Raw genomic sequence first — 11,848 nt, forward strand, 5'->3', positions numbered from 1 at the left:
GCAGCTGGCGCACCAGGCGGATCCACGCCTCGGCCACCGCCGGCGCCTTGCGATCCCCCGCGCGCAGGGTGCCCGCCGCCACCGCCTCGCGCACCCCCACCCACGCCGGGCCCATGTCCTCGAACCCCGCCGCTCCCGAGCGCGGGTGCTGCAGGTAGCGGATCAGCTCGCCCAGCAGCCACGCCTGCAAAGCGTCGCCCACCCCGCGGTGGCTCAGCGTCATCTGCGCCTCGTGCACCACCTCGGCCCAGGACAGGTGGTGCAGGGCCACCTTGCCGCGCAGCTTGCGCCGGTCCACCTCCACGGGGTGCTCGCCCGCACCGGGGGAGATCTCGTTGGAGATCGTCACCACCGCCTCGAAGCCCTGCTCGCGCGCGACGTCGAGGTAGTTCTCCACCTGCGCCCGGCGCAACACCGCATCGCCGGTCTTGACCTCCACCAGAGCGGTCCAGACCCTTCCGGCGCGGGCGATGCGGATCACCCCGTCGGGGACCACGGTGGCCTCGGCGAGCTTGAAGGGGGTCTCCAGGTAGGTCTCCACCACCCCGGCGGGAGCGTCGAAGTGCGCGGTCAAGGACCTGGCGAAGGCCCGCACCCCCATGACCGTGGCCAGCAGCGCAGAGGTGGCGCGCTTCTCCTGCTCCTCCCCGCTGCCCACCCCCGAGATGGAGAACACCCGCGCGGGCTGCCAGGACTCCTCCAGGCGCAAGCGCAGCGCCGGCGCGGCCGGCACTACCGTCCGCGCCGGCGCTCGCGTGATGCTCGCCTTGCGGGTGCGCACCCCCGCGGCCCTGCCCGCGGGAGCCCCAGCGGTGGTGGCCGTGCCCGCGGGAGCCCCAGCGGTGGTGGCCGTGCCCGCGGGAGCCCCAGCAGTGGTGGCCGTGCCCGCGGGGGCAGTAGCAGCCGTGCCCGTGGGGGCCGCAGCAGCCGTGGTCGAGGTCCCGGCCGTCGCGGCCGTAGCCGCGTTCGCAGCCGTCGTGGCAGTCGTGGTGGCTGCGTCCCCGGTGGTGGCAGCGGTGCTGGCCCCCGCGTCCCCGGGCGAGGAGGCGAGCGCCGCAGCACCGGGCTCGACAGCAGGCTCGGTGCCGGGCTCGACACCGGGGTCGTCGCTGGAGCCGACATCGGAGGCGACACCACCGTCCGCGCCCTCGAGCACACCCGCGACACCGGGCACGCTCGCACCGGGCGTCGCTGCCGCCGGTGCGCTCGACGGCTCGGTGTCCGCTGCAGCGCCTGCCCCGATCTCCTGCTGGATGTCCTGCTGGATGTCCTGCTGGATGTCCTGCTCGGTGTCGACGACCTCGACGAGGTCCTCACCACCGTCCGCGGCATCCGCAGCATCCGCGGCCGCGACGCCGGCCCCTGACGACTCGGGGAGGACACCGGCCTGATCCACCGGTTCCTGCTCTATAGGTGCCTGCTCACGGGGTGCTCTCGCGGTGGCTGCGTGGCTGCTGTCCTCGGCGGACAGGGCCGCGGCCGCGGAACTGGCATCGAGGGCACCCTGAGCGGCGAGACTCTCGCTACCGGCAGCCTCACCGGTCACCTCCTTGGCAGCCTCGTCGTCGGCCCCGTCGTCGGCACCGTCGTCGGCACCCTCATCGGCACCCTCATCGGCGACGTCGACGCCGAAGTCGCGCGCCAGCCCGGCCAGGCCGTCCTCCCAGCCCTGCCCGACGCACCGCACCTTCCACTCACCTGCGCGCCGGTACAGCTCCCCCAGCACGAACACCGTCTGCGCCCCGGCCTCACCCGCCTCCAAGCGCGCCAGCACCTCACCACCGGCGCTGAGCACCAGGCGCAGCCCCGGCACCTGCCCGATGCCGCCGCGGCCCACGCTGGCGGCCAGCACCACGAAGCACGCCCGCTCGCCCAGCTCCTCCAGGTCCACCGCCAGGCGCTCTTCAGCACCGGTGGCGGTGGCTGTGCGCCCCAGGTGGCGCACCGCCCCCTCCGGGGAGGTTCTCTGGTTGTAAAAGACGAAGTGCTCATCGCTGAGCACCCGCCGCTGCTCGTCCAGCACCAGCGCGCACGCATCGACGTCCGCCAGAGCCGCGCCATCCGCCAGGCCGTCGTGGCCCTGCCCGCCCTCGTCCCAGCTGAGCACCACGCGCACCCGCCCGGCCGCCGGCGGCAACGCCCGGTTCGCGCCCCGAGACAACGTCATCTCCCCCACCGTTGCAGTCTCACCCACCGTGACCGTTTGTGCAGCGAACCAGCACAAGAGGCCCCGGCGACCCCTCACCCGGTCCCGCGAGCGCCGGGCGGGCGCCCGGGCCCGTGAGCGCTCCGCGCACCGAGCCCAGGCACCGGCACGCCCTGGGCACCCGGCCCCTGAGCGCTGGGCCCATGAGCGCCGGGCCGGCCAGCGCCCGGGTGGGGCTACGCCCCAGGCTGCGGGGACGTCCAGCGCCCAGGGCGCCGCTGGCGGGGCCGTCGGTGGCGGGGCCGTCGGTGGCGGGGCCGTCGGTGGCGGGGCCGTCGGTGGCGGGGCCGTCGGTGGCGGGCGGCAGGATGCCGACCGTGCCCGCACGCGACCTCACCCCCGCCGGCCCTGGTGACCTGCCCGCCGGCTACGCCGAGCTGCTCGAGGCGCTGAAGGAGCGCGTGCGCACCTCGCGGGTGCGCGCGGCGCGCGCGGCCAACACCGAGCTGCTGCGCCTGTACCACTCCATCGGCCGCGACATCCTCGTGCGTCAGCAGCGCGACGGGTGGGGCGGCAAGGTCATCGACCGGCTCGCCCAGGACCTGCGCGCCGCCTTCCCCGACCAGCGCGGCTTCTCCCGGCGCAACCTGCACTACATGCGCGCGGTGGCCACCGCCTGGCCCGACGAGGCCGACTTTGTGCAGCAGCCTGCTGCACAAATGCCCTGGACCCACCTGACCGTGCTGCTGGACCGCCTCGAGGAGCCCGCCACCCGGCAGTGGTACGCCGCCAGGGCCCTTCAGCACGGCTGGTCGCGCAACGTCCTGGAGCATCACATCGCCACCCGCCTGCACCAGCGCACCGGCGCCGCCCCGTCGAACTTCGCCGCCCACCTGCCCCCGATCGACTCAGACCTGGCCCAGCAGCTGACCCGCGACCCGTACGTCTTCGACCACCTCGACGCCACCGACCGCGCCAGCGAGAAGCGCCTGGAGCAGGCCCTGATGGACCGCCTGCAAGCCACCCTGAGCGCCTTCGGGCACGGCATGGCCTTCGTCGGCCGGCAGGTGCACTTCACCGTCGGCGGCGATGAGCTGATCGTCGACCTGCTCTTCTTCCACGTCGAGCAGCTGCGCTACGTCGTCGTGGAGCTCAAGATCGGCCGCTTCCAGCCCGGCTACCTGGGCCAGCTGAGCACCTACGTGGCCATGGTCGACGACAAGCTGCGCCGCCCCCAGCACTTGCCCACCGTGGGCATCCTGCTGGTCGCCGGGCGCAACGAGGCCATCGTGCGCTACGCCCTGGCAGGAGCTGCCGCCCCCGTGGCGGTGGCCACCTACGACACCCTGAGCCCCGAGCAGCGCGCGGGCCTGCCCGACCCGGCGCTGCTGAGCGCCGAGCTGACCAGCGAGGTCAGCGCGGTGCTCACCGACACCCTCGACGAGCTGGCTGGGCAGCCGTCCGGGCAGCCCACCGACGCGGACACCGACGCGGACAGCGTCCCGGACACCGACGCGGACAGCGTCCCGGACGACGCCTGAGCCGCCCACCCGGACCGCCATCGCCCTGGCACCACCGCCCCCAGCTCAGCACCGAGCTGAACGATCGACACCGGCGCGGCAAGTAGGGTCGCGAGCAGCCGCTGCTAACGCCGTCGCCCACTCCGGACGGCAAGGTGCCCCAAATCAACGTGAGCGGGACCGTCTCGGAAGGCATCGACCGGCCGCTGATGAGACGCCCATTTCGGGCACGAGTTGTGAGACGGCGTGTCCCAGCCGTCGGGCGTGTCCTGGCTGGCATCTGACAAGCGGCCGCTTCTGCAATGCCCATTCATCGCTACGCAGCGTCACACCAACCTTGATGATCGTCTGATGCGTGTTGACCGCCCGCACTGCTGAGCGAGCGGACATAGCCGTACGGGCCGGTTGGGTCACGATGGTCGGGTGTGGGAGACCTGGCGCGAGGAGATGCGGACCTGGGATGAGCCGCAGTGGCAGCAGTGGTACCACGAGCACGAAGAGCGAAGCCGTGCCATCCACGAGCAGGAACGATGGGAGAGCGAAGATCGAAGGCAGCGGATCACGCAGCTCTGGGGGCCGTCGGGCGACCCGAAGCAGGACTTCGAGCGACTGTCGGAACTGCATCGCCGGGATCGGCTGGAGCACCCCAGTGAGATGCGGCGGGCGCATGAGCAGCGAGAGTCGATCCGCCGGCAGGAGGTGTCCTCCTACCCGACGTTGCCGCTGCGCCACCACGCCGACCTTCGGCACTCCGACAGGCGGTCGCGCGAACAGGAGCCGGTGACGGTCGGCTTCGGTCCGGCTGGCGAGGCCCTGGCGGTGTGGGCGCACGGCGGCGACGGCGCCGTCGAGGTAAGTCACCACGCTCCTGACGGGACTTCAAGGGCGATCACGCCAGTGCCTCCGCAGCCTGACCGGCACAAGGTGCAACCGCTACCCGATGGCCAAGTCCTCCTGGTCTCGGCTCGCTGCCGAGAAGGCGAGGACAACGCCGCCGTCTACGACGACATCGGCCGGCTGGTCTGCACCGCCCACATCGGGGACGCCATCGAGCACCTCCTCAGCACCGCCGACGGTGAGGTGTGGACGGCCTACTTCGACGAAGGCGTCTTCACCGGCTCGGGGCTGAGCACCCACGGCCTGGTCCGCTTCGGCACCGACCTGTCACCGCGGTGGCGATACCCCCACCAGAACGAGACCGATCTCCCGCTCATCGGCGACTGCTACGCCCTCAATGTCTGCGGCGAGAAGGCTTGGGCCTACGCCTACGACGCCTTCCATCTCGTCAGCGCCGAGGGGCAGCACGCCCACGACCACGGTCCGGCCCCGTTCAGCGGCGCACGGGCACTGCTCGTCGACGGGGACCGTGCAGCGCTCATCGGCGGCTACACCGTCGAAAGCGACGTCATCACCCCCCTGTGCATCACCCCCGACGGCCCGCGCCTGACAGGCCCTCCGCAGCGGCTGACGATGCCCGACGGCCAGCCGCCCTCTCGTGCGCGCTACACCGGCCGCGGTTGCGAGCTCCACGTCGCCGTCGGCGCCACCTGGTACCGCCTCGACCTCGACGCCATCACGCCTCCCTGACCGCCCGCACACACCACTCGCGAAGCCCAGTCTCCGCCTGAGGAACAGTCACTTCTGCGGCTGCTCACTCACGGGGCGACTCCTGCGGTCACCACCTGCTCAGGCGGGCAGCAGGGCGGCTCCCCGCTCGGCGGCCAGCTGGCGCAGCCGGTCGACCAGCCAGCGCCCGCTGGGGGTGTCCACCGCGTGGGCCTCGTCGGTCAGGAACCGCACGCTCAAGGCGCGCAGCTTGCCGCGCGCGGTGAACGTCTCGATGAGCACCGCCGACTCGCGCCCGTACCAGGCGTACTGGTGCTCCCCGCGGTCCAGGCGCGGGCTCCCCTCCTGCTGGCTCAGGCACGTGAAACCCCACCCGGTCAGCGCCGCGTGCAGACCCCGCGTGCTCAACGGCGCCCACCGCGCCAGGTCCCCGGCCTCCTCCTCAGCCTCGGCCTCCTGCTGCGAGGGCCACCAGGCACCCTCCGGCCGCGCTTGACCTGGCGAGTCAGCAGGGCTGGGCGTGGTCGGTGGTGCGATACCCAGCACCATCTCGTCCGCGCCCAGCAGCTCGACCCCGATCGGCGGGGCGTCCTGCGCGCCGGCCGGGCGCGCCAGCTCCACCTCCCCCTCCCCCGTTTCCGCCTGCCCCGGATCCCCCGGGGTGAAGGGCGGGTACGGGTGCGCCGGCGTGAGGCGCCCCGGCGCGGGCAGGAAGGAGGGATACGGGCTCACGTCCTGCTCCAGCAGCTGCGCGGGCAGCTGCGGGCGCAGGAAGTCCACCAACCGCTCGTCCTGGCGCCCGCGCCCGGCCCAGTTGCCCGGGTCGATGACCCGCTGCGCTCCTCCGGGCAGTCCCATCCCGATCGGGTCGCCGCTGCTGAGCACCAGCGCGGGGCGGTGGTGGTCCCCGTCACGGCGCCCGCCGCGGCGCTTGAGGACCTGCCAGGACGCCCCGGCGTCCAGGCGCTGCACGACGGCGCTGGCGTAGGCCTCGACCGCCTCGGCGGCGTAGATGACCTGGTGGTCGCTCGGGTCGTGCTCCTTGTGCGGGGCGATCCACTGGTACTCGCGCACCGTGTCCGGGATGCCGGGGCAGCCGGCGTCCAGGAAGCGCACGAACCACGCCCACAACGGCACCAGGCTCGCCCACGTGCCATCCAGCCGCTCGGACGGGCCACCGGTGCTGTGCACCCAGGTGGCCAACTCGCCCAGCAGCGCCGGGTGCCGCCCGGTGCGCCGGTGCAGGTAGCGCTCGGCGTCTGGCGCCGAGAAGTCGCTAGGCTCGACCCAGCCCATCCCCGCCTCCCTCCACCCCTCAACCCTTCGACCCGCAGCACCGGCACCAAGACCGGCACAAGAATCGGCACCGCCGTACGAACACCCGACGCTGCCAGCAGCGCCGGCACCACCGCTACCAGCAGCCGCAGCACACCGGAACCCCCTCGCCGCGGCACTCACCCGCCGGCGGGTGCGGACCACCCGCACAGCCCTACCCGGACACCTCCACGGCACAACCCCGCGACGAGGACCCCACCGCGATGAGGCCCTGCTGCACGATCCAGTCACACCGCGACCTGCCAGTGGATCGCGCCGCAGACCCGGCCCTTCTGCGCACACCGCGCTCCTGCCGGTGCCAGGTCGCGAGGGGCGAGCAGGACCACCCCTCACACTGGCCCGGTGCGCCCCCAGACGCTGCAGCCGGCCCCTGCCCGCTCCACCCGAGACGCCACCTGGCTGAGCAGCGTCGTGCCGCCGGAGCCCTTCCTCCACGGCTGCTGCTTCCCGACCTTCGCCGCCACCGCGCGGCTGCTGCACCCGGCCACCGACACCGACGGCGACCCCGTCACCTGGGCGCAGGTCGCCGCCCGCACCGGCCGCCGGCTGCACCCGCACAGCACGTGGGAGGACGTCTCCGCCACCGTGCACACCCGCCGCACCACCCGCAGCGACTGGCCCGGCGGCGAGCCCGAGCTCGGTGAGCTGGGCGAGGCCGGCTGGGACGCGCTGCTGAGCCACCTGACGCGCTGGTCCGGCTCCAGCGCCTCGTGCACGATCGCCCTGGACGAGGGCCTGCCGTGGGTCAGCGGAGCCGGTCTCGACGTGTACGGCGATCCCCACCACGTCGAGCCGGCGCAGGGCCCCGCCTTCCCCGCCGACGTGGTCAGCACCGCACCCCGGGTGCAGGTGCTGCGCACGTGCCTGCTGCTGGCCGGCCCGCTGGCCGCGGTGCGCGCGCTGGGGCGCACCCGGCGCTACCGAGAGCAGCGCTGGTTCGAGCGCCACGGGCCCACCGCGCTGTGGCCGGCCGACCGCTCCTGGCTGGTGCTGAGCGACCTGGACGCCGACTGCACCGTGGTGGCAGGGCCGCGCACCCTCGTCGACGCCGTGGCGGCCGATGGCCGGCTCGAGACCCGACCCGAGGCGTCATGACCAGCTGCGGGCGACCACTGAGTCATGGCGGTGATCTCCACCGGTGATCGGTCGCGGCTCTCAGGGCACGTAGCTGCCCAAGAGCGAACCGAGAACGATCACCACGGCCCAGAAGGCGGCCACCAGCCTCACCGGCTGCGGCAGGCCCCACACCCGCTGCACCTGTGCGGGCTCACGCGAGCGCGCCGCGCCCCGCGGCTGCTGCGGGTGCTGCGGGTCCTGCGGGTCCTGCGGGTCCTGCGGGTCCTGCGGGTCCTGCCCCTCCTGCCCGTTCTGCAGGTGCTGCTCCTGCAGGACCGAGCGGCCCCGCACCTGCATCCACACCGAGCGCTCAGCGCCGAACACGCGCACCCTGCTGCCATCGGCCAAGCGCAGCACCGGCCACGACCCGCCCTGCTGCACACCCGTGATCAGCTCGCGCGGGACCAGGTGGCAGGAGAGGAAGTTCTGCACCCGCACCGTGCGCACGCCCACGCCCACGTGGGGCACCGCGAAGACCAGCACCCCCAGCACGCTGGCCGCGGCGAAACCGCAGGTGGCCACCAGCCCCTGCCAGCGCGTGGCCCAGGGCGGCTGGCCGGGGTAGACGAAGCCCATCGAGTCGTTCAAGGCCCACACCAGGCTCAGCAGCACCCAGATCAGCCAGCCGCACACCTGGTTGGTGCGGTTGCGCAGCACCTGCTCGCCCGCACCGGTCCGGTGAGCGCCCACACCCACCTCCTCCCCCCGGCACCGGTCCCCGCCCCGGCACCGGTCCCCGCCCTGACACCGGTGCCCATCCTCGCACCGGTGATCATCCCAGCCCTCGATCGACAGGTGCCCCGCCGCAGCTGAGCACCTCCCGCACCTCCGGCACCTCTCGCACCTGCCCGGACTTCCCGGGCCTGCCGCACCGCTCGATCCGCTGCGCTCACGGCGCGGACACCGCGCTCTGGCCGGTGGCCACGCCGGCGCTCTGACCGGAGAAGCCGAGGGCCAACCCGGTGCCAGCGGGTAGGACGAGGCCGTGGACACCGCAGCGCAGACCTCAGCACGCATCCGGGCCGACTCCGCCCGGTGGGCCCAGGACGTGCGCACCACTGTGCTGCACCGGCTCAGCGATCCCGGGCGCCAGCTGCCCGTCACCGGCGGGCGGGTGTACGTGCTGCGCTCCTGGACCGGCCTGCACGAAGGGCACCCGGTGCTGCACGTGGTCCACCGCCACCCCTGGTGGGACTTCACCACCGGTCTGCGCCGCCACCTCGATGAGGTCGAGCACTACCCGTTGAACCTGCCCGACCCCGGTCTCGACCCCGGTCTCGACCCCGGTCTCGACCCCGCCGTCGACCTCGCCGAGCACCTCGTGGCCGGTGACTCGAGGAGTCCCTGGGCGCGGTGCTGCAGTCGATGGCCCCGGACATGGCCCCGGACATGGCCCCCGACCGAGACGGGGTGTGGTGGTGGGGTGATCCACCCCTGCCCGCCGATCAGAGGCGGCCAGGACCGGCACCGCGAGCCGGCCACCGGCGGCGCCGCTGACCCCGCACGCACCCGCGCAGGCCTCCGCTCACGGCATCGACGCCGCACGGGCGCGCCGATCAGCACACGTGAGCCGATCAGCACACGCCAGCCGTCAGCACACGCCAGCCGTCAGCACACGCCAGCCGTCAGCACACGCACCTCGTCAGCCCCTCGCGCGCGGCTGCCCCGCTCGCCGAGGACACCTCGGGCAGGATCAGGCCGTGACAGCTCCGGTGAGCTACGTGCGCTACCAGCTCAGCGCACCCGACGACCGCGGGCGCCACCTCGGCGTCTTCGCCGCCGTCAACGCCCTGCGCAAGCACGGACGCCTCACCCCCGAGCAGGAGGCCTTCGTCGAGCGCGCCAACGCCGCCTACCCCGACCCCACCAGCACCGACCCCACCGTCTACGACCGTGACCGCCACCCGCTGGCCGCGGCCTGGTTCAAGGACAGCGCCACCCACCTGCTCACCGGCATCACCGGCTACCTGGACCTGCTCGACGCCCACGGCCTGCCCTGGCAGCGCCTGCGCACCGCCGAGCCCGGCCGGGTGGTCTACGAGGACGAGCACCAGGTCGTCGTCACACCCCACAGCACCCGCAGCACCCACGGCGCCGGCAGCACCCGCAGCACCGGCGGCACGGGCGGCAGCGTGTGAACCTGCCGGCGCCCCCCGTCGCCCCTGAGGCTGCGGCCGCACGCGGTGCCAACCACACGTTCACCCCTGACCCCCGAACCCCGCTCCCCGCTCCCCGCTCCCCGCTCCCTGACGTCACGGGGTCGCCGGGCAGCGGGCAACAGCGGGCGACCGGGAAAGCCACTGGCCGCCGAAACCTGCGTTCGGTACAAGGAGGACACGACCAGCTGCCCGACCGCGGCCTCGCGGGGCGCCAAGATCAGCGGCAGGCAGTGCCCCATCGAGGTGCGCCATGGACAGGCGGTGCACCATCGCCAGGCGGTTCGCAACCGCGCCGACGACGAGAGGACGACCGCCATGCGACCCGCCACAGCAGTCTTGATGGTCGGCCTGCCCGGCGCCGGCAAGACCACCCGCGCCCGCCACCTCGAGCAGCACCTGCCCGCCCTGCGCCTGAGCCCGGACGAGTGGATGACCCCCCTCTACGGCGACCTGTTCAGCGACCTCGTCGGCGACCCCCAGGCCGCCGGCAAGCGCGACGTGCTCGAAGGCCGGCTGCTGTGGACCGCGCTGCGCGCCGCCGAGCAGGGCCTGAACGTGATCATCGACTTCGGGCTGTGGGCGCGCGAGGAACGCCACGCCCTGCACCAGCTCTTCACCGCCGTCGGGGCCCGGTGCCGCACCGAGTACCTGGCCGTGGACCCGCACACCCAGCTGGCGCGCGTGCGAGCGCGCGCCGCGCGCACCCCCGGGCAGGCCTTCGCCCTCAGCGCCCAGGACCTGGCGCGCTGGCGGGAAGACTTCGAGGAACCCACCGCCGAGGAGCTGGCCGGCGCGCTGCCGCCTGCAGCCCCACCGCCGCACCGGTCGTGGGCGGCGTGGGCCGCGGCCCGCTGGCCCTCCTTGTGCGACACCCACGCCGACTCGATCGGCTGACGAAGACCCGCATTCACGGCCGCGGGATCAGGCGCTCACCCCGACACCCCGACACCCCGGCACCCCGACACCCCGACCAGCGATGACTTCTGCCAGCGCTACGACTTCACGCTCACATCGAATCGGGGGTGATGGCGCTGCTGGCCATGCAGTCGCAGTGCTACCACCCATGCGACGGGACAAGGCCTTGACGCGGTTCATGTCCTGCACGTGTCAGGTGAGTGAGGCCAGCATCGCCAGAGCTTCAGCAGAGGGCGTGTCCGGCTCGGCGTGGTACATCACGACCACCAGGGAAGCAGTACCGATGACGGCGAACTTCTCCCGGTGCAGCACCACCTCCCCGACCACGGGGTGACGCACGACTGCCGTGGGGGACCCGCCGGCCTTGACGTCGTGACGCGCCCACAGCTGGCGGAAGCGCTCGCTCTTCACCGACAGCTCCCCCACGAGGGCCTGGAAGCGCGCATCGTCCTGCTCGGCGCCGATGTCGGCGCGCAACTGCGCCACGACGCTGACGGTGTTCTGCGCCCAGTCCGGGTGGTAGCTGCGCGCCTCGGGGTCGGTGAACAAGGACACCAGCCGGTTGGCACCGACCACCAGAGCCGGCTCCAGCGCGCTCGCCAGTCGGTTGACCGCCAGCACGTCGCGGTAGCGGTCCATGACGAAGGCGGGCACGTTGACGCTCTCGAGCAGCATCCGCACCCCCTCGGGCACCCGCTCGGGGCGGTGCTGGGGGGAGCCGACGCGTCGGCGCGGCCGGGCGCGGGAGAGCTCCAAGGCGTGGGCGGTGGCCTCGACGTCCAGCTGCAGCGCCCGGGCCAGGGCGTCGACGACCTGCTCGGAGGGGTGCTGGTCGCGTCCCTGCTCCAACCGCAGGTAGTACTCGTTGCTGATGCCGGCCAGCAGGGCCACCTCCTCGCGCCGCAGCCCGCGCACCCGCCGCCGGCTGCTGGTCGGCAGCCCGACGTCCTCGGGCCGCACCAGCTGGCGGCGGGCGCGCAGGAAGTCGGCCAGGGGCGTGCGTGGTTCCACGACGTCGACGCTAGCGGGGGCCACCGGCGCCGCACAGGCCCGACGAGGATCCAGCGCGCGCTCAGCCTGTCCCCGCCACT

The 11,848-nt window shown here is 73.5% G+C and carries 9 protein-coding genes; 5 read left to right on the plus strand and 4 right to left on the minus strand.

The genetic code is table 11. The annotated features are described in order from the left end of the window. Nucleotides 1–2,167, minus strand: a 2,167-nt coding sequence (locus ACRYR7_RS05180) for a TerD family protein (RefSeq protein WP_432571004.1), incomplete at its 3' end; no start/stop codon positions are given. A gap of 356 nt (nt 2,168–2,523) precedes the next feature. Between ACRYR7_RS05180 and ACRYR7_RS05185 the strand changes: the two genes are divergently transcribed. Continuing rightward, entirely contained in the window at nt 2,524–3,687 is a 1,164-nt protein-coding gene (locus ACRYR7_RS05185) for a PDDEXK nuclease domain-containing protein (RefSeq protein ID WP_432571005.1), read from the plus strand. Nucleotides 3,688–4,089: 402 nt separating this feature from the next. Next, on the plus strand, nt 4,090–5,253 hold the full coding sequence (locus tag ACRYR7_RS05190; protein ID WP_432571006.1) for a hypothetical protein: 1,164 nt from the start codon (nt 4,090–4,092) through the stop codon (nt 5,251–5,253). A 99-nt stretch (nt 5,254–5,352) separates the two neighbouring features. Here ACRYR7_RS05190 and ACRYR7_RS05195 read toward each other — a convergent pair whose 3' ends face one another. After that, on the minus strand, nt 5,353–6,528 hold the full coding sequence (locus ACRYR7_RS05195) for a hypothetical protein (RefSeq protein ID WP_432571007.1): 1,176 nt from the start codon (nt 6,526–6,528) through the stop codon (nt 5,353–5,355). A gap of 381 nt (nt 6,529–6,909) precedes the next feature. Between ACRYR7_RS05195 and ACRYR7_RS05200 the strand changes: the two genes are divergently transcribed. Next, nucleotides 6,910–7,662, plus strand: coding sequence for a hypothetical protein (locus tag ACRYR7_RS05200; protein WP_432571008.1), 753 nt, complete (start codon nt 6,910–6,912; stop codon nt 7,660–7,662). A gap of 60 nt (nt 7,663–7,722) precedes the next feature. On the opposite strand, the gene ACRYR7_RS05205 is transcribed toward ACRYR7_RS05200, so the two are convergent. Then, the gene (locus ACRYR7_RS05205) at nt 7,723–8,373 is read right to left on the minus strand and encodes a hypothetical protein (RefSeq protein WP_432571009.1); all 651 of its coding nucleotides are present in this window, start codon (nt 8,371–8,373) and stop codon (nt 7,723–7,725) included. Nucleotides 8,374–9,383: 1,010 nt separating this feature from the next. Between ACRYR7_RS05205 and ACRYR7_RS05210 the strand changes: the two genes are divergently transcribed. Next, nucleotides 9,384–9,821 carry a hypothetical protein gene (locus ACRYR7_RS05210; protein WP_432571010.1) on the plus strand — a complete coding sequence of 146 codons (438 nt, stop codon included), beginning with the start codon at nt 9,384–9,386 and terminating at the stop codon, nt 9,819–9,821. Nucleotides 9,822–10,157: 336 nt separating this feature from the next. Further along, nucleotides 10,158–10,736, plus strand: a complete 579-nt coding sequence (locus ACRYR7_RS05215) for an AAA family ATPase (RefSeq protein WP_432571011.1) — start codon at nt 10,158–10,160, stop codon at nt 10,734–10,736. A gap of 213 nt (nt 10,737–10,949) precedes the next feature. Here the strand turns inward: ACRYR7_RS05215 and ACRYR7_RS05220 are convergent, their stop codons facing one another. Then, on the minus strand, nt 10,950–11,768 hold the full coding sequence (locus ACRYR7_RS05220) for a helix-turn-helix transcriptional regulator (RefSeq protein ID WP_432571012.1): 819 nt from the start codon (nt 11,766–11,768) through the stop codon (nt 10,950–10,952). Nucleotides 11,769–11,848 lie beyond the last annotated feature (80 nt).

Origin of the sequence: Kineococcus gurbantunggutensis (assembly GCF_050871925.1) — a bacterium.
Classification (GTDB): domain Bacteria; phylum Actinomycetota; class Actinomycetes; order Actinomycetales; family Kineococcaceae; genus Kineococcus.